An 18,576-nucleotide genomic window follows, 5' to 3' on the forward strand; every position below is an offset into this window, starting at 1 on the left:
CCCGATCAGCGGGTCGCCACCTTCTCGGCGGCCGGCACTTCCCAGCCGCCGCCGATGGCGCGGATCAGCCCCACCGTCGCCTGGTACTGGGCCGACTTCACCTGCAGCGCCTGGCGCCGGTTGCGCAGCTCGCTGCGGCGCGCGTCGAGCAGGTCGAGCTGGCTCACGTAGCCGTTGCGGTAGCGCGTGTCCGACAGGCTGGTGGCGCGTTGCGCCGAGGTCACGGCCTGCGCCTGCACCACCGACTGCTCCTGCAGGATGCGGATGGCCGCCAGCTGGTCTTCGACCTCCTGGAACGCCACCAGCACCTGCGAGCGGTAGCTGGCTAGTGCGCCGTCGAGCTGGGCGTTGGCGCCCTGCACGCCGGCCTCGCGGCGTCCGCCGTCGAAGATCGGCAGCGACAGCAGCGCGCCCACGCCCCACGAACGGGCCGACCACTTGAAGAGGTCGCCGATCTCGGGCGAGGCGTAGCCGGCCGCGCCGGTCAGCGAGATGTTCGGGAACCACGCGGTCTGCGCCACGCCCACGCGGGCCTGCGCCGCCATGACGGCGCTCTGCGCTGCCGACACGTCGGGCCGGCGCGTGAGCACGGTGGACGGCACGCCCGGCGGGATCACTGGCAGCGCGGTGGCCCAGTCGTCGGGCCGCATGCCGAAGCTGGAGGCCGAATCGCCCACCAGCACGGCCAGTGCGTGTTCCACCTGGGCACGCTGGCGGTCGAGCGCGAGCGCATCCGACTCGGTGGACGACACCTCGGTCTGCACGCGCGCCACGTCGAGCTCGGCGATGTCGCCGGCCTGCTGGCGACGCTGCGTGAGGCGCAGCGTGTCGCGGTAGGCGGCGACCGATTCGCGCACCAGCACGCGCTCGGCGTCGAGCGCGCGCAGCTGCAGGTAGGTCTGCGCCACTTCGGCCTGCACCGCGAGCCGGGTGCTTTGCAGCAGCGCCTCGCGGCCGGCCGCGTCGAGCTTGGCCGCATCGGCCGCGCCCGAGAGGCGCCCGAACAGGTCGACCTCGTACGAGAACGTGGCGCCGATGTTGGTCATGGTGCCGGGCCGGGTGCTGGCCGTGGCCTTGTCCAGGCCCGCGCCGCGGTTGGCGCCGGCGCCCAGGCCGATCTGCGGCAGGCGGTCGGCCTGGGCGCTGCGCGCCAGCGCGCGGGCCTCGGCCAGCCGCGCGGCAGCGGCCTGGATGTTGGTGTTGTCGACCTCGGCGCGCTGGATCAGCGTGTTGAGCACCGGGTCGTTGAATGCCAGCCACCACTCGCCGCGCGGTTGCGCCTCGGCGGGCGTGGCCCGGGTGAAGCCGGCCGGCGCCGTGGCACCCGGCTGTTCCTTGAACTGCGCCGCGGTCGGCACCGTGGGCATGCCCGAAGGCACGCTGGCGCAACCGGCCAGCACCAGGGCCGCCACCAGCGGCAATACGGCGGCGCGCAGCGGGCGCATCAGGGTTGGGATTGCGAATGTCATGGACAACCTTCTTTCTTCTTGTCGATCAGTCATGCGCGCCATGCGAGGGGCGCGGCGAGGCCGGCACCGGGTGCAGACCGCCACCGCCACCACCGTGCGACGGGGCCACGGGGTGGTCAGCCGACACGAAGTCGTCGCCGTGCGGCACTTCGCCATGCAGCTTGAGCGGCCGGTTGCCCGCCAGACGGCGCATCAGCACATAGAACACCGGCGTCAGGAACAGGCCGAAGGCTGTCACGCCGATCATCCCGGCGAACACCGCCACGCCCATCGCCTTGCGCATCTCGGAGCCGGCACCGGTCGAGAGCACGAGGGGCAGCACACCCATGACGAAGGCCAGCGAGGTCATCAAGATGGGGCGCAGACGCAGGCGGCTGGCTTCGATCGCGGCCTGGATGGGCGTGCGTCCGGCGAACTCCAGCTCCCGTGCGAACTCCACGATCAGGATCGCGTTCTTCGCACTCAGCCCCACCAGCACGATCAACCCGATCTGCGTGAAGACGTTGTTGTCGCCTCCCGAGATCCACACGCCCGCCATCGCGGCCATGATGCCCATCGGCACGATCAGGATGATCGCGATCGGCAGCGTCAGGCTTTCGTACTGCGCAGCGAGCACCAGGAACACCAGCAGGATCGCCAGCGGGAACACCAGGAAGGCGGAGTTGCCGGCCAGGATTTCCTGGTAGGTCAGCTCGGTCCACTCGAAGCTCACGCCCTTGGGCAGCGTCTCGGCCGCGATCTTGGTGATCACGTCCTGCGCCTGGCCCGACGAATAGCCGGGGGCCGGGCCGCCGTTGATGTCGGCGGCCAGGTAGCCGTTGTAGCGCATGGCGCGTTCCGGGCCGAAGGTCGAATTGACCTTCATCAGCGCGGCCAGCGGCACCATCTCGCCCGAGGTCGAGCGCACCTTCAGCATGCCCACGTCTTCGGCACGGGCGCGGTACGGCGCATCGGCCTGGACGCGCACGGAGTACGTGCGGCCGAACTTGTTGAAGTCGTTGGCGTACAGGCTACCGAGGTAGATCTGCATCGTGTCGAAGATGTCCGTCACCGGCACGCCGAGCTGGCGCGCCTTGGTGCGGTCGATGTCGGCATACAGCTGCGGCACGTTGACCTGCCAGCTCGTGAACATGCCCGTCAGCTCAGGCGCCGCATAGGCCTTGGCCATGAAGGCCTTCACCGCGACGTCCATCTGGTCGTAGCCGACCGAGGCGCGGTCTTCGATCTGCAGCTTGAAGCCGCCGGTCGTGCCCAGGCCTGCCACCGGTGGCGGCGGGAACATCACGATGAACGCGTCCTGGATGCTCGAGAACGCACCGTTGAGCTGGCCGGCCACCGCACCGCCGCTCTGGTCGGCGCGCTTGCGCTGGTCGAAGGGCTTGAGCGTGGCGAACACGATGCCCGAGTTCGAGCTGTTGGTGAAGCCGTTGATCGACAGGCCCGGGAAGGCAATGGCGTCTTCCACGTTCGGGTTCTTCTTCATGATCTCGCCCATGCGGGTGATCACCTCTTCCGTGCGGTCGAGCGTGGCGCCGTCGGGCAGCTGGGCAAAACCGATGAGGTACTGCTTGTCCTGCGCCGGCACGAAGCCGCTGGGCACCGCCTTGAAGAGGCCGAAGGTCACGCCGACCAGCGCCAGGTAGATCACCAGCATCAGCGTCTTGCGCGAGATCACGCGCTTGACGCCGCCGCTGTAGGCCTCGGAGCCGCGGTGGAAGAACTTGTTGAAGCCGCGGAACAGCCAGCCGAAGGCCTTGTCCATGCCGCGCGTCAGGGCGTCCTTCGGCTGGTCATGGCCGCGCAGCAGCAGTGCAGCGAGGGCCGGCGACAGCGTCAGCGAGTTGATGGCCGAGATCACCGTCGAGATCGCGATGGTCACCGCGAACTGCTTGTAGAACTGGCCCGTGAGACCGCTGATGAAGGCCAGCGGCACGAACACGGCCACGAGCACCAGAGCGATGGCGATGATGGGGCCCGACACTTCGCGCATGGCGCGGTACGTGGCCTCACGCGGCGTGAGCCCCGCCTCGATGTTGCGCTCGACGTTCTCCACCACCACGATGGCGTCGTCCACCACGATGCCGATCGCCAGCACCAGCCCGAAAAGGCTCAGCGCGTTGATCGAGAAACCGAGGACGTGCAGCACCGCGAAGGTACCGATCACCGACACCGGCACGGCCAGCAGCGGAATGATGGAAGCGCGCCACGTTTGCAGGAACAGGATCACCACCAGCACCACCAGCGCGATGGCTTCGAGCAGCGTGTGGATCACCGATTCGATCGATGCGCGCACGAACTGCGTCGGGTCGTAAGCAATGCGGTATTCCAGGCCTTCCGGCATGTTCTTGTTCAGCTCTTCCATCGTCTTGCGCACGTTGGACGAGATGTCGAGCGCATTCGAGCCCGGTGCCTGGAACACGCCCATGCCGACGGCCGGGTCGTTGTTCAGCAGCGAACGCAGCGAGTAGTCGGCGGCGCCCATTTCGAGGCGGCCGATGTCGCGAAGACGCGTGACGGCGCCGTCGGTGCCGCTCTTGACGATGATGTCGCCGAACTCTTCTTCGCTCTGCAGGCGCCCTTGCGCATTGATCGACAGCTGCATGTCCACGCCCGACAGGCCCGGCGATGCGCCGACCACACCGGCCGCGGCCTGCACGTTCTGGCCACGGATCGCGGCCACCACGTCGGAAGCCGACAGGCCGCGCTGCGCGACCTTCTGCGGGTCGAGCCAGACGCGCATCGAGTAGTCGCCGCCGCCGAAGATCTGGACCTGGCCCACGCCTTCGATGCGCGCGAGCGGGTCCTTCACGTTCAGCACCGCGTAGTTGCGCAGGTAGTTGATGTCGTAGCGGTTGTTCGGCGAGACGAGGTGGACCACCATCGTCAGGTCGGGTGCGCTCTTGACGGTCGTGATGCCGAGGCGCCGCACTTCTTCGGGCAGGCGCGGCTCGGCTTGCGAGACGCGGTTCTGCACCAGCTGCTGGGCCTTGTCGGGATCGGTGCCGAGGCGGAAGGTGACCGTGAGCGTCATCACGCCGTCGGTCGTCGCCTGGCTGCCCATGTAGAGCATGCCTTCGACGCCGTTGATCTGCTCTTCGAGCGGCGTGGCCACCGTTTCAGCGATCACCTTCGGGTTGGCGCCGGGGTACGTTGCGCGCACCACCACCGAAGGCGGCGCGACTTCGGGGTACTCCGAGATCGGCAGGCCGCGCAGCGCAATCAGGCCGGCGATCAGCATCAGTAGCGACAGCACGCCGGCGAAGATCGGCCTGTCGATGAAGAATTTTGAGAGATTCATGTTGGTTCTCCGGCGGGCGCCAGGGCGCCCTCCTCCGAAATCAGGACTTCGCGGCCTCGGCCACGCGTTCCGGTTGTTGTTGCTTCGTATCGAGCTTGGCGTCCATCGTCACGGTCTGCGGCACCACCAGCGCACCCGGGCGGATGTGCTGCAGGCCGTTCACCACCACGCGGTCGCCGGCCTTCAGGCCCTTGCTCACCACGCGCAGGCCGTTGATGGGCGCGCCCAGCGTCACCTCGCGGTACATGGCCTTGTTGTCGTCGCCCACGACCATCACGAACTTCTTGTTCTGGTCGGTGCCGATGGCACGCTCGCTCACCAGCAGCGCGGTGTCGTTGCGGGCCTGGCCCATGCGGATGCGGGCGAACTGGCCGGGAATGAGCGCGCCGTCCTTGTTGTCGAACGAGGCGCGCACACGCACGGTGCCGCTGCGGGCGTCGACCTGGTTGTCGATCAGCTGCAGCTTGCCGGTGAAGGGCGTGCCTTCCAGGCCGGCGGTGCCCATCTGCACGGGGATCGTGTCGATCTGGCCGCGGGCGCCGGCGTTGGCCGGCAGGTCCTTCAGCGCGCGGGTGATGACCTGCTCGTCGGCGTCGAAGCTCGCGTAGATCGGGCTCACCGACACCAGCGTGGTCAGCACGGGCGCGCCGGGGCCGGCGGCCACCAGGTTGCCCACGGTCACTTCGAGCTTGCCGATGCGGCCCGACACCGGTGCGCGCACCTGGGTGTAGCCCAGGCTCAGGCGTGCGGTCTGCAGCGAGGCTTGCGCCGCGCGCAGGTTGGCTTCGGCTTCGCGGCCGGCGTTCACGCGCTCGTCCAGTTCACGCTGCGCGATGGCCTGCTCGTCCCACAGGCGGCGGGCACGTTCCTGCTCGCTGCGGCTGAAGGCCTGGCGGGCCTGCGCCGACGCAACCTGCGCTTCGGCGCGCTCCACCTCGGCGGCGTACGGCGCGGGGTCGATGGTGATCAGCAGGTCGCCCTGCTTCACCAGCGCGCCTTCGCGAAAGTGCACCGCCTGCACGGCGCCTGCCACGCGGGAGCGCACATCGACGCGCTGCACGGCTTCGAGGCGGCCCGAGAACTCGTCCCAGGCGTTGATCTCGCTCGACGCCACGGTGGCGACCGACACCGGCGTGCCCTGTTGCGCGGCGACCGGGGCCGTGGCCTCGGCCTTGAAGCTGTACATGCCCACCACCGCGGCGGCCACGGCCAGCACCGCGGTGAGGCCGGTGACGGCGGGCCACAGCCCCTTACGGGTGATGGAAGACAGCGATTGTTCGTTCTTGTTCGACATGATGGTTCGTCCTTCTCGATGACTTTTTCGGGATGCAACAGGCCATCCCGGCGCCGGCGGCGTCAGGAGGCGGAATTCAGAGAACAGAAAGCCCTGCCACCCACCTCTGTGGAGGCGGCGGCTTGGTTCAGGGGGCGGAGCGGACCCTCGCGGGCCTAGCTGGGCTCAGGGACCGCCGGGGGCGGTGTGGTGGCGCTGAAGAACTCGCGGAAGTGCTGCTGCACGCTGGCTTCGCAGGATGCGCATCCCACGGCTTCGGTGTCGTACAGCGCCTTGGGCCAGTTGTCGGCGCCGGTCAGCACGCTGCTCGTGACCTCGATGCCGGCCGACCGCAGCCGGCCTGCGAAGGTCATGGCCTCGTCGCGCATCGCGTCGTCGGGCCCCACCAGCACCAGCGCCGGTGCCAGGGCGGCCAGCCGCAGCGATCCGCTCGGCACCGCATAGGGGTGCGTGGCGTTCGACGGACAGCTCAGGTACTTGGCCCAGCCCGTGGCCCAGCGGCACTCGGCGGCGTCGTTGGTCGCATTGCGCAGCGAGGCGGTGCCGGCGCACGGGTCGAGCATCGGCGACAGCAGGATCTGGCCTGCCAAGGGCGGATGGGCGCGGTCGCGGGCCACCAGGGCCACGCTGGCCGCCAGGTTGCCGCCGGCCTCTTCGCCGGCCAGGTACACCTGGGCGCCCTTGCCGCCGAGCTTCACGCGCTGCTTGTAGAGCCATTCGAGCGCCGCATAGCCCACCTCGACCGGCTCCGGGAACGGGGCCGCCGGGGCCAGCGGGTAATCGAGCGAAACCACCACCGCGCCCGCGCCGGCCAGCAGCCGGGCCACGTTACGGCCGTTGTCCAGGTTGCCGCAGATGAAGGTGCCGCCATGGAAATGCAGCACCAGCGGCACGGTCTCGCCCCGTGGACGCTGACCGTAGACACGGGCAGCCACGGGCTCGCGGCCGGGCAGCTCGATCGACAGATCGGACTCCACGCCTTGCGCCGCGGCAAGCGCAGCAGCTTCAGCGGACCGGGACGATGGACGGGGTGACATGGGCGACCTCAGGGGGATGGGCGATGGTTGAAATATAAGGCGCTACAAGCGCGTTGAAACAGGAAACACAGCCCTACTCTGTTTCCAAACGGAGAACAATCGGGCATACCGTAGGGGCGCATTCCTTGTGTGAGAATCCGCCTCCTTCCGGCATACGCCGGTCTCCCTGAACAGGCATTCGATGGATCAAATCCAGGCAATGCGGATCTTTGTCCGCGTGGTCGAAGCCGGCACCTTCACCCGTGCCGCCGACTCTCTGGCCCTGCCCAAGGGCACCGTCACCAAGCAGATCCAGGCGCTGGAATCGCGCCTGCGCGTGAAGCTGCTCAACCGCACGACCCGGCGCGTCACCGTCACGCCCGACGGCGCCGCCTACTTCGAGCGCGCCGCGCGGCTGCTGAACGACTTCGACGACATGGAAGCCAGCATGACGAACGCGCAGGCCAACCCCACGGGGCGGCTGCGCATCGACGTGGGCACCTCGGTGGCGCAGCAGATCATCCTGCCCAACCTGGCCAGCTTCTGCGACCGCTACCCCGACATCCAGGTCGATTTGGGCGTGAGCGACCGCACCGTCGACCTGATCAGCGACAACGTCGACTGCGTGATCCGCGCCGGCGAGCTCAGCGACCAGTCGCTGGTGGCGCGCCGCATCGGCACCCTGCACTTCGTCACCGTGGCCTCGCCGGCCTACATCAAGCGCTATGGTGCGCCGCAGCATCCGAACGACATCGAGAAGCGCCACCACGTCGTGAGCTACTTCTCGGGGACCACCCGGCGCGTGTACCCGCACGAGTTCAAGAAGGGCGACGAGTACATCGAGCTCAACGGCCCCTACCGCGTGTCGGTCAACGAGAGCAACGCCCACATGACGGCCGTGCTCGCGGGCTTCGGCCTGTCGCAGTGCATCACCTTCACCGCCGAGCCGCTGCTGGAAAGCGGCGAACTCGTCGAGGTGCTGGCCGACTGGCAGCGCGACCCGCTGCCGATCCACGTGGTGTACCCGCCGAACCGCCACCTGAGCGCGAAGGTGCGGGCGTTTGTGGACTGGGCGGCGGATCTGTTTGCGAAGAATCCGCGGTTGCAGCGGCGCTAAGGGGCGCCTTTTCCAGTCTTTTCAGGGCTGGATCAACGCTGCCAGCGCACGCGCTGGGAGCGATTCTTCCCGGGACAGGTGCTCGACCAGGCTGCGCCGGTCGGCCTCGGTGCGCTGCTGCGAAAGGAAGCGCTTGCCGGTCAGCGCGAATGTAGTTCCAGCTCGGCGCCAAGCGCCCGCTGCGCTGGCCGTTGACGTACCAGCGCGGGGAGATGAACGCGTTCGGGCTCTGGAACACGACCGTGACATCACAGCCGTTGCGCGCCTCACTGGTCCACAGCGCATGGCTGCGGGCCACATGACCTGCCAACACACCGTGGGCCCGCGATCGATCACCTCCAGCGGCAGCAGGTTGGCATCGACCGCCCCGCCCGCAACCGTGAAGAGCGTGGCCAGCGGGTAGACGCGCATGAGCCGGTGAAGCTCGTCGCGCGCCTCGATGGCGAAGAGGGGCTGGATGTGCACGGGGGAGGCCTTTCGGGGGATCGATGCGCGTCGAGTATTGCGCCCCCTCCCCTCCATCACAGTCACATGGAGGTCACCCACCCGCCACGGGTCAGTAGACCGGCTCGCAGCGCACGTCCGTCTTCACCGAATTCGCAATGAAACACTCCTCATGCGCCCGATGGTGCAAGTGCGCGATCTGCTCCCGCGTGGGCAGGTTGTCACCCGAAAAACTCACCTGCGGGCGCAGCACGACGACGGTCATCGCCATCTTTCCCTCGGCGTTCTTCTCCATCACACCCGTGGCCGCATCGACATAGCGGTCGACCACGAACTTGCGTTTCACCGCCATGGTGAGGAACCACAGCATGTGGCAGCTGGACAGCGAGGCCACGAACATCTCTTCCGGATCGACCGCCGACGCGTCGGAGAACGGCAACGGCACCACGTGCGGCGACGACGAGCCCGGCACCTGCGCTCCGCCATCGAAGCGCAGCACGTGGTGGCGGCTGTAGGTGTTGGCCAGGAAGTCCTGGTCGCCCCGCTCCCAGACGATCTCGGCGGTGTACTCGGACATGGGTCGTGCTCCTCGATGGATGGAATGAATGATCGAATGTCAGACGCTCATCAGCTTCACGATCAGCGGCACCAGCAGCGCGGTCGCGATGCCGTTCAGCCCCATCGCCAGCGCAGAGAACGCACCCGCGGTCTCGTTCACCTGGATGGCACGCGCGGTGCCGATGCCGTGTGCCGCCATGCCGACGGCAAAGCCGCGCACCGCGGGTTCCTTGATGCGCAGCAGATTCAGCAAGCCCGTGGCCATGATCGCGCCCGAGATGCCGGCGATGGCCGCGGCCACGGCGGCCAGCGACGGCAGGCCGCCGATCTTTTCGGCCACGCCCATCGCGATCGGCATGGTGGCCGACTTGGGCGCGAGCGACATCAGGAGCTCGCGCGAACCGCCGAGCACCCAGCCGATGCCGATGGCCGACACGATGGCGGCCACCGAGCCCACCAGCAGCGCCACGCCGATCGGCAGCCACAGGCGCCGCAGCCGGCCGACCTGGCTGTACAGCGGCACAGCCAGCGCCACGGTGGCCGGGCCGATCAGGAAGTGGACGAACTTCGCGCCCTCGAAGTAGGTGTCGTAAGGCGTGCGCGTGAGCAGCAGCACGCCCACGATGACGATCACCGACACCAGCACCGGGTTGACCATCGGGTTGCGCCCGCTGCGCGCATGCAGCCACAGCGCGCCCAGGTAGGCCAGCAGCGTGAGCGACAGCCACAGCAGCGGCGACTGGGCCAGGAAGACCCAGATTTCAGAGAGCTTGGCGGGCGCGTTCATTCGGCGTCCTTGCCCGTGATGCGGATCATCCAGCGCAGCGTGAGCGCGGTCACCGCCATCGTGAAGGCACCGCCCACGACACCCGCCGCCAGGAACGGCAGCCACTCGCGCCCCACCCGTTCGAAATGCAGCATGACGCCGGTCACCGCCGGAATGAACAGCAGCATCAGGTTGCGCAGCAGATGGCCCGAGGTGTCGGTCAGCTCCTGCGGCACGCCGCCGCGCACCAGCAGGCCGACGAACAGCAGCAGCATGCCGATCAGCGGACCGGGAATCGGCAGCGACAGCCACTGCACGAGCAGTTCGCCGGCAAGCTGGCACAGGAAGAGCGTGGTGATGGCGTAGAGCATGGGCCTGTTCGTTTTCCTTTTCTTGAGACGGCCCTATTGTGGTGCGAGGTGCGTTCAGCCGCTGTGTCGTGCGGCGCTGGCCCTCGCCCACGCGGCCTTCAAGGCCTGCTGGCTGGCCGGCGGCAGCACGCCCAGGCGCAGGTGCCCGGGCAGGCCGAAGGAGGCGCAGTCGCGCAGCTTGATGCCCTCGGCGCGCAGCGCGGCGGCCCGGGGCGGGTATGGCACGTCGGGTTGCGCACCGAAGAAGTTGGCGTCGCCGGGCAGCACCTGCCAGCCCAGCGATTCGCACACGGCGCGCTGCCGCGCCTTCCAGTCGCGCAGGATGTCGAGGCTGCGCGCGAGCCAGCCTTGCGCTTCGTCGCTGGTCCAGGTCGTGAGCAGCGCCACGCCGTGCGTGCCTAGCGGCCACGACGGGGCAAGACGTTCGAATCGTTCCAGCAGCGGACCTGCAACGTCGCTGTTCGCGGGTGCGATGGCGTAGGCGGCGCGGATGCCCGTGAGGCCCATGGCCTTGTTCGGTGTCCACAGCTGCCAGAGGCGGTCGCGCTGCGCGGCGTCGTGCGAGGGCTGGCCTTCGAGGCGCAGCGGCTCGTAGGCCATGTCGAGCACGCAGACGGCATCGCTCGCGGCATGCTGCGCGATGTCGGGCTGCGGCTGGCCGAACGGGCTCGACGGTTCGCAGCACCAGCGCAGCGCGGCGCCGTCGGCCTCCTCGGGTGCGCGCCGCACGCCGAGGCCCCAGGCCAAGGCCGAACGTTCGTAGTCGCCGTAGCTGTGCGCGGGCAGCCAGACTTCTCCGCCACCGCCTTGTGCCACGACCGCGCTGATGCGGTGGATGAATTCGCTCGCGCTCGCAGCGATCGCGATGCGTTCTTCGGACACGCCGTGGAAATCGGCGAGCGCAGCGCGCAGCGCGGTGTAGCGCGGATCGGGATAGTGCGCGGCGTCGGCCTCACGCAGCGCAGCCAGCACCGCGGGACACGAGCCGACCGCGTTGCCGTTGGTCGAGAAGTCGTGCGGCGCGGCACCGGTCTCGTCGGGGCCGCCGTGCACCATGGCGGGGTTCGTCATGCCCACCTCGCCAGCAACGGCGACAGCATCGCCAGCGAAGCGATCACCGCCAGCCCCCACGCCGCCCGTTCGCCGAGCTGTGCGGTGCGCGCGGTGTCGGCCGACGTGACGGCGCGCCCTTCCCCGTTCAGCGCATAGACGCCCGGCTTCGCAAGCCGCACACCCAGCAGCAGCGCCATCGCCCCCATCGGCCAGCCGCTGTTGGGCGACGGCGTGCGGCGCGCCTCGCGGGCCACGCCGTGCGGCCAGCGGCCGGCCGCGAGGGCCAGCAGCAGCACGGTGAGGCGTGCGGGCAGCCACGAGAGCACGTCGTCGGCGCGTGCGGCCCATTTGCCGAACCAGGTCCAGTCGCGTCCGCCGCGTTCGCCGCGGTAGCCCCACATGGCATCGGCGGTGTTGGCGAAGCGGTAGAGCGCCGCGCCCGGCAGGCCGAACAGCACGAACCAGAACACGGGCGCCACCAGCGAGTCGTTGAGGTTCTCGGCCAGCGACTCGATGGCGCTCTCGCGCACCTCGCGCTCGCTCAGCACCGAGACATCGCGGCTCACGAGGCGCGCGAGCCGGGCGCGGCCTGCGTCGAGCGATTCGCCCAGCGCGGCTTCGACCGCCTGCACCTCGTCGCGCAGCATGCGCCACGCGAAGAGCGGCTTGAACGCGAGCCCGAGCACCACGGCCATGCCCCAGACCGGCAGCCATTGCATCGCCAGGCTCTGCACCGCCGACGCGACGGCGAACGCCGCCATCGCGCCCACGCACCAGCCGAGCGCGCCCATCGCGAAGCCCGGCAGGTCGCGCGGCCTGGCGTCGGCGGCGCGCGGCGCGAGGCGGCTGCCGATCCAGTCCAGGTAGCGGCCCATCCACACGACCGGATGCAGTGCGGCGGGCGGCTCGCCCAGCCAGCGGTCGACGGCCAGTGCCAGCCACAAGGCGGCGACCAGCGCGAGGGCGAAGACGGTGAAGGGATCGAGCGCGGGCATGGCAGGCATTCTCGTGAATCAGGCGACGGGCACGGCCCGGCCGCGCCGCCACTGCACCAGCGCACCGACGGCCAGCAGCAAGGCAGCGCCGAAAGCGGCGAGCAGGCGCGGCAGCACGGCGGACGGCGGCGGGGGCGTTGGGGTGTCGGCGACGGGCTTCAGCTGCAGGCCGGCCACCGGTTGCGCGAGGTCCGCTGCGGCGGGCGATTCGGGTGCGGGCTGGGTCGCTGCGACGGGCGCGATGGCGGGTGCGGCGACGACCGGTGCAGGGGCCGTGACAGGCGACGGCGCCAACGCAGCCTGCGCAAACCGCTGCACCGCCTCGTTCCGCTCGCGCAGTCCCGTAGCGCGCACCGCCTCCGTGTAGGCCTGCGCCAGCTCGCGCCGCGTCGCGGCATCGGGCGCCCAGTAGTTCAGCCGCACGGCATCGAGCATGCGTTCCAGCGTCTGCGCGAAGGCGGCGCGGTTCTCGCGCTCCAGCCACTGCCGCGTGCCGAGCTTGTAGGTGTCGCGCACATAGACCTCGTGCAGCGACTGCCAATGGTCCGCGCGCACGGCCGCGGGCGCGGTCGCCTGCCAGCCCCAGAGAAACTGCGCGGTCTTGAGCACCTGCAGCGCGCCGCTGTAGCCCTCGGCCTTCTGCGCTTCGATCCACTGGGGGTGCAGGTAGCGCGTCTGCATCTCGCGTGCGATGGCGCCGGCGGCGGTGTCGGTGCGCACGGCCGCGCCGTCGCGCAGGTTCTGCACGTACAGCGCCGGGTCCTTGCCCGTGAGATGGCGCACGGCGAGCGCGATGCTGCCCAGGTACTGGAACGGGTCGTCGTTGGTCAGCACGCCGTAGAGGTTGGAGGTGCGCGCCATGAGCGCCGCATCGACCTGCGCGAGGTTGCCCGCGAAGGCGCCCGGGCGCGTGGCGCCGTCGAGGCCGCGCCCGTAGGCATGACCCATGCGGTCCATGTAGAGCCCGGCCATCTGCGCGTCGCCGCCGCCGCGCTGCTGGCCCTTCCAGAGCTCGGTGGCGAGCACCGCTTCCTCGAGCCCGGCGCCGTAGCTGCCCTGCTCGTTCGAGAACACGCGCGCGGTCGACCAGCGCCGCGCCTCGGCCGCCGTCGCGCCCCCGGCGCGCAGCGTGCGCGCCATCGCCTCGCTGTGCTGCGCGACGGCGTTGCCGGGCTCGTCGAGCGCGGCCACCTGCTGCACGGCCTCGTCGAGCCAGCGCATCACGTGCGGGAACTGGTCGCGGTAGGAGCCGGTGACGCTGATCAGCACGTCCATGCGCGGCCGCTTCAGCACTGCGGCCGGCACGATCTCGATGCCGACCATGCGCCCGGCCTCGTCCCAACGCGGCTTCACGCCGAGTGCGTGGAAGGCCTGGCTCTCGGTCACGCCCTGGTGGCGCGAGGCCTCGCCGGCCCAGAGCGTGAAGGCGATCTTCTGCGGCGCACGGCCGCCGTGGGTGCGGGCGTGCGCGGCGATCCAGTCGTCCATCGCGGCGACGCCGGTGTCCCAGGCGGCGCGCGTGGGCACGCGGCTGGGGTCGAAGCCGTAGAGGTTGCGCCCGGTCGGCAGGCTGTCGGGGTCGCGCACCGGGTCGCCGCCGTAGCGCGATTTCAGGTAGCGGCCGTCGAGTGCGGTGAGCAGGCCTTCGATTTCCTCGTTGTGGGCCAGCACGGCGTCGAGCGCGCGGGCCCGTGCGGCCAGGGTGCGCAGAGGTTCAGCGTCGGCCGTGTCGTTGCCCGCCAGCACGGCCTCCAGCCAGCGCGCAGGCTTCGACGCTGCGATGCCCTGCGCGTCGGTGAGAAACATCTCGTCAAGGTCTTCGCCCATCGCCTGCGCCACGGGCTTGCCGAGGATCTGCAGGATCGTCTGGCGCCGCCGCTGCACATCGGGCGCCTCGCCGAAGGTGGCCAGGCCCAGCGGCTGCGCGGTCTGCGCGAGTTCGTCGAGGTACGGATGCAGCACGGCGATGAAGCCGGCGAAATCGGCGCGGATGCGCGCGGGTGTCCATTGCAGGTCGCGGTCGTAGTGCAGCGCGACGAAGTCGGCGGTGAGGCGCCGCTCCAGCGCGGTCTTCACCGCGCCGGGCGACAGCGTTTCCCAGTCGTGCAGGCGCTCGTGCATGTCCCGCACGCCAGGGCGGAAGCCCGCGGGCGTGAACATGGGTGTCGAATGACTCACCATGGTCGCGCGGCCGCGACGCTTGGCGGTGGTCGCCTCGCCGAGGTTGTCCATGATGTACGGATAGACGTTGGGCACGTCGCCCAGCGCGAGCAGCGGATCGTCCTGCACCGAGAGCCCGCGTTCCTTGCCCGCCGACCATTCGACCGTGCCGTGCGTGCCCACGTGCACCAGCGCGTCGGCACCGAAGCCGCTGCGCAGCCAGAGGTAGGTGGCGAGGTAGCCGTGGCTCAGCGGCACCGCCGCGCGGTGGTACACCTGCTGCGCCTTGCCGGCCACCTGCGTGCCGGGCTCGAAGCGCGGCGGCTGGCGCAGCACGACCACCTGGCCGAACTGCACGCGCGGCACCACGAAGGCCGGTGCGCCGGCCACGGGCCGCAGCATCGTCGAGGCCTCGGGCGGGCCCCAGTAGGCTTCGATGCGGCGTTGCGTGTCGGTGGGCAACGCGCGAAACCAGGCGAGGTACTGCGACAGTGGCAGCGTGTCGGCCAGGCCCTGGTCGAGCAGCGGCTGCAGCGCGTCGCCGCCCTGCGCAGTCGGGTAGTAGGCCTTCATCGTGGCCTGCACCTGCGCGATGACTTTGTCCGCGCCCGGTGCCTCGGTGCGGTAGCCGGCCGCCTGCATCGCGGACAGCATCCGGTCGACGCTGCGCGGCACGTTGAGGAACGACGCGCCGAAGTTCGCCTCGCCCGGCGGGTAGTTGTAGACCAGCATCGCCACGCGGCGCTCGGCGGCGGGCGTGCGCCGCAGGCGCAGCAGCGCGGCGGCCTTGTCGGCCACGGCGTCGAGCTGCGCGGGCAGCGGCTGCAGGCTGCCGGTGGCGGCGTCGCGCGCGGTGACCAGCATCGGGTCGGTCATGCCTGCGAGTTCGCTCGGGCTGTAGTAGGCCGCGATGTCGGTCTGCGCGAGGCCGTCCTTGCTGCGCGCCCATTGCGCCGCATCCATGGCCAGCGATGGCAGCGTCTGCAGCACGGGCACGCCGATGCGTTCGAGTTCGGCCTTGCGTTCGTTCGGGCTGAACACCAGCGCGGCGTTGACGAGGAGGTCGGCCACGCGGCGTTCGCGCTCACCTTCGCCGGTGTGCGTCATGCGAAAGAACAGGTCCTTCTGCTGGCGCGGGCCGTAGAAGGCGTAGGCGCGCAGGCCGCGCTGCGCGAGCGCGCCGATCAGGCCGTCGAGCCAGGCGGTGTCGTCGCTGGTGAGCGTGGCGCTGTTGACGGCGATGGCGACGGTGCCTTGACCGCCCGGCAGTGCCTCGACGGCCGCGATGCTGCTTTCGACGCGCGGCCAGTCGGGGTGATAGAAGCCCGCGAGCGGCAACGGCACGGGGTCGGGCAACCCGGCGGCATCGCCGATGCGTGCCATCGCCTGCACCGAGGCCTTCAGGTTCGCCTCGCCCGGAAAGCGCCAGTAGGCACGCAGGTGCTGCGCCCAGGCCGCATCGACGCCGCGCTCGGCCGCGAGCGGCGGCACATCGGGCGGTTTCTGCCCCTTTGCCACGAGCGCAAATTCACCGATCTGCACATAGGGAACGGAGGTTCGCGCAATGACATCGCCGAAGCGCGCCGCCGCCGACTGGGCGACGCTGAGGTGCGGCGCATCGATGACCAGCAGGCGCGCACCATCGAGCGCGGCGGCCAGTGCCTCGGGCGCGTCCTGCGCAGCCGACACCACCTGCAGCGGCACGCCGGCCTCGCGCGCCGCCGCTTGCAGCCGCACCACGCGCGCAGGCGACACCAGCGCCGTGCTCAACACCACAACACGCGACCCGGCCGCCACCGCAGGCTGCGCCATCAGGCACAGGAGCCCGAGCCAGAAGACGAAAAGCCGCGTCACTTCCCGCCCGACGCCGGCACCGCGTCCGCCGGCACGTAGATCATCGTGCCGTCCTTCAGGCGCCAGGCGGTGCCGGCCTTTTCGCCGTCGCCCTGCCCCGTTGCGCCGCTGGCCTTGAAGCGCGTGACCTTCCGGCCTTCGCGCGTGATGATCTCCATGTCGGGCTGGCCCTCGTGGCGGATGACCGTCACCTTGTCCTGCGAGAACGGGTTCACCGGGTTGTTGATGACCGCGATCATCAGCATGCCGATGACGACCATGAAGACGTCGATCAGGTTGATGGTCGAGAGCACCGGGTCGTCGTCGTCGCTGTCCAGGCTGCTCAGGATGGAGAACTGCCGACGGCTCATGACAGCCGGTCCCGCGCATCGAGCAGCATCACCAGCTCGCGCATGAGCCAGCGGCGGCGCACCGTGTAGACCACGAAGGTGATCGAGGCCGAAGCCAGCGCCACGATCACGGCCGCGAACGCGGGCGCCAGGCTCTGCGCCACGCCCTGCGATTCGCCCGAGGCCACGGCCACGAGCGCCGGGCCCATGGGGATCATGGTGGCGATCAGCCCCAGCATCGGCGCCACGCGGCTGCACAGGCGCACGCCTTCGAGCTGCTTGAGCACGACCAGCTCCATCTGCTCCTGGCTGGCCTGCGCGTGGCGCTGCAGCACCAGCGCGCGCGACGGATCGCCGCGGCGCTGCCACCACTCGATGCCGAAGGCGCCGAGGCAGTACACCGCATAGACGAAAGACAGCAGCACGCCGAGCGTCACGGGCCAAAGGAACAGGCGCGCGAGTTCGAAGAGAACGGTGTCGAAGGCCAGCATCAGGTGGGCTCCACGCAAGAAGATGAAGTGGAAGAAGGATCGAACAGGTCCGACGGCCGGCCCCAGCTTTCGTCGAACACCAACGAGGCCAGCGGCGCGCGCCGGGCCCAGCGCTCACGCTGCAGCATCGGTTCTTCGTAGAACGCATGCACCGGGCCCAGGCACAGCAAGGCGATCGGCTCCGCGCCTTCGGGCAGGCCGAGCAGCACGCCCAGTTCGGCGGGTTCGAACAGCGACACCCAGCCCATGCCCAGCCCTTCGGCGCGCGCCGCGAGCCAAAGGTTCTGGATAGCGCAGGAGGCCGAAGCCAGGTCCATCTGCGGCAAGGTGCGGCGCCCGAACACATGCTTCTCGCGGCCGTCGGCCAGCGTCACCACCAGCAGCTCGGCCGCGTCGAGCACGCCCTGCACCTTGAGGCGCATGAACTCGTCTTCGCGCTGGCCGAGCGCGCGGGCGGTGAGCACGCGTTCGCGCTCGACCACCTCGTGCAACTGCCGGCGCAGCCCTTCGCCGCGCACGCGGATGAAGCGCCACGGCTGCATGAAGCCGACGCTGGGCGCGTGGTGCGCGGCGTCGAGCAGGCGGCGCAGCACCTCGGGCGCCACCTCGCCGCCAGCAAAGTGGCGCATGTCGCGCCGCTCGTGGATGGCGCGGTACACCGCCTTCGCCTCGTCGGCCGCGAACGCATGCGCCACCATCGGGGTCAGTCCTCGATGCCGCGCTGCGCCGGAATGCCGGCCTTGAACGCGTGCTTGACCATCTGCATCTCGGTGACCGTGTCGGCCAGCTCGATGATTTCGGGCGGGCAGCGGCGGCCAGTGAGCACGACGTGCACGTGCTTCGGGCGCGCGCGCAGGGTTTCGAGCACGCCTTCGAGCGGCAGCCAGCCGTAGATCAGCGGGTAGGTGATCTCGTCGAGCACCACGAGGAAGAAGTCGCCCGACAGGATCGCGGCCTTGGCCTTTTCCCAACCGTCGCGCGCGAGCTGGCCCGAACGTTCGAGGTCCTGGCTCTTCCAGCTGAAGCCATCGCCCAGGCCTTCGATGGGAATGCCGATCTGCTCGAACATGCGGTGCTCGCCGAAGCGCGCCGACGGCACCTTCATGAATTGGTAGATCTTCACGGCCTTGCCGCGGCCGTGTGCGCGCAGGGCCAGGCCGAAGGCTGCCGTGCTCTTGCCCTTGCCGTCGCCGGTGTTGACGATGACGATGCCGCGGCGTTCGCCTTCGGGCTTTTCGTAGGGCTTTTCGCTGGGAGGGGTTTCTATTTGCATGAGGGGTTCCGTTCTTGGGTGTTCTTGTGTCCGTTGTTCAGGGCGTGTGCACAGGCCACCGGGTACTTCCCTCCGCGAATGTCCCCCG

Annotated in this window: 15 protein-coding genes and 1 pseudogene; 1 reads left to right on the forward strand and 15 read right to left on the reverse strand. The window is 69.7% G+C overall.

Features of this window, described 5'->3' with window-relative positions:
* Positions 1-5 precede the first annotated feature (5 nt).
* The 4 genes from AC1RAD_RS14405 to AC1RAD_RS14420 all read right to left on the reverse strand — a co-directional run bounded on the left by AC1RAD_RS14405 (position 6) and on the right by AC1RAD_RS14420 (position 7,098).
* On the reverse strand, positions 6-1,469 hold the full coding sequence (locus AC1RAD_RS14405) for an efflux transporter outer membrane subunit (protein ID WP_095947752.1): 1,464 nt from the start codon (positions 1,467-1,469) through the stop codon (positions 6-8).
* 25 nt (positions 1,470-1,494) lie between these two features.
* Positions 1,495-4,767, reverse strand: a complete 3,273-nt coding sequence (locus AC1RAD_RS14410) for an efflux RND transporter permease subunit (RefSeq protein WP_192196552.1) — start codon at positions 4,765-4,767, stop codon at positions 1,495-1,497.
* Positions 4,768-4,807: 40 nt separating this feature from the next.
* A complete protein-coding gene (locus AC1RAD_RS14415; protein WP_062479898.1) occupies positions 4,808-6,061 on the reverse strand; it encodes an efflux RND transporter periplasmic adaptor subunit in 1,254 nt (417 codons plus the stop codon).
* Positions 6,062-6,216: 155 nt separating this feature from the next.
* Entirely contained in the window at positions 6,217-7,098 is an 882-nt protein-coding gene (locus AC1RAD_RS14420) for an alpha/beta hydrolase fold domain-containing protein (RefSeq protein WP_070060505.1), read from the reverse strand.
* Positions 7,099-7,279: 181 nt separating this feature from the next.
* Here AC1RAD_RS14420 and AC1RAD_RS14425 point away from each other — a divergent pair, with 181 nt between their 5' ends.
* On the forward strand, positions 7,280-8,194 hold the full coding sequence (locus tag AC1RAD_RS14425) for a LysR family transcriptional regulator (RefSeq protein WP_070060504.1): 915 nt from the start codon (positions 7,280-7,282) through the stop codon (positions 8,192-8,194).
* A 205-nt stretch (positions 8,195-8,399) separates the two neighbouring features.
* On the opposite strand, the pseudogene AC1RAD_RS14430 reads toward AC1RAD_RS14425, so the two are convergent.
* From AC1RAD_RS14430 to cobO, 11 genes and pseudogenes are all read right to left on the reverse strand, one after another.
* A pseudogene (locus AC1RAD_RS14430) lies at positions 8,400-8,507 on the reverse strand (FMN-binding negative transcriptional regulator); the annotation flags it as partial.
* A gap of 243 nt (positions 8,508-8,750) precedes the next feature.
* Positions 8,751-9,215, reverse strand: a complete 465-nt coding sequence (locus AC1RAD_RS14435; RefSeq protein WP_492735532.1) for an OsmC family protein — start codon at positions 9,213-9,215, stop codon at positions 8,751-8,753.
* 39 nt (positions 9,216-9,254) lie between these two features.
* Positions 9,255-9,983: an LrgB family protein gene (locus AC1RAD_RS14440; protein ID WP_492735533.1), complete on the reverse strand. Its 729-nt coding sequence runs from the start codon at positions 9,981-9,983 to the stop codon at positions 9,255-9,257.
* Positions 9,980-10,333: a CidA/LrgA family protein gene (locus tag AC1RAD_RS14445; RefSeq protein WP_056581435.1), complete on the reverse strand. Its 354-nt coding sequence runs from the start codon at positions 10,331-10,333 to the stop codon at positions 9,980-9,982. The genes AC1RAD_RS14440 and AC1RAD_RS14445 overlap by 4 nt, the downstream gene beginning before the upstream one ends.
* Before the next feature lie 54 nt (positions 10,334-10,387).
* A complete protein-coding gene (locus AC1RAD_RS14450; RefSeq protein WP_492735535.1) occupies positions 10,388-11,404 on the reverse strand; it encodes an aminotransferase class I/II-fold pyridoxal phosphate-dependent enzyme in 1,017 nt (338 codons plus the stop codon).
* Entirely contained in the window at positions 11,401-12,381 is a 981-nt protein-coding gene (gene cbiB / locus AC1RAD_RS14455; protein WP_492735537.1) for an adenosylcobinamide-phosphate synthase CbiB, read from the reverse strand. The genes AC1RAD_RS14450 and cbiB overlap by 4 nt, the downstream gene beginning before the upstream one ends.
* Before the next feature lie 18 nt (positions 12,382-12,399).
* Positions 12,400-16,395 (reverse strand): cobaltochelatase subunit CobN, encoded by a 3,996-nt coding sequence (gene cobN, locus AC1RAD_RS14460; RefSeq protein ID WP_492735539.1) that lies wholly within the window; start codon positions 16,393-16,395, stop codon positions 12,400-12,402.
* Positions 16,392-16,745 (reverse strand): DUF2149 domain-containing protein, encoded by a 354-nt coding sequence (locus AC1RAD_RS14465; protein WP_062479884.1) that lies wholly within the window; start codon positions 16,743-16,745, stop codon positions 16,392-16,394. The genes cobN and AC1RAD_RS14465 overlap by 4 nt, the downstream gene beginning before the upstream one ends.
* Complete coding sequence (locus AC1RAD_RS14470) at positions 16,742-17,215, reverse strand: MotA/TolQ/ExbB proton channel family protein (protein WP_492735541.1); 474 nt, start codon at positions 17,213-17,215, stop codon at positions 16,742-16,744. The genes AC1RAD_RS14465 and AC1RAD_RS14470 overlap by 4 nt, the downstream gene beginning before the upstream one ends.
* Entirely contained in the window at positions 17,215-17,913 is a 699-nt protein-coding gene (gene bluB, locus AC1RAD_RS14475) for a 5,6-dimethylbenzimidazole synthase (protein WP_492735542.1), read from the reverse strand. The genes AC1RAD_RS14470 and bluB overlap by 1 nt, the downstream gene beginning before the upstream one ends.
* Before the next feature lie 5 nt (positions 17,914-17,918).
* Positions 17,919-18,488 (reverse strand): cob(I)yrinic acid a,c-diamide adenosyltransferase, encoded by a 570-nt coding sequence (gene cobO / locus AC1RAD_RS14480; RefSeq protein WP_095745107.1) that lies wholly within the window; start codon positions 18,486-18,488, stop codon positions 17,919-17,921.
* Positions 18,489-18,576 lie beyond the last annotated feature (88 nt).

It is taken from the genome of Variovorax sp. GW823-FHT04B03 (assembly GCF_058796495.1).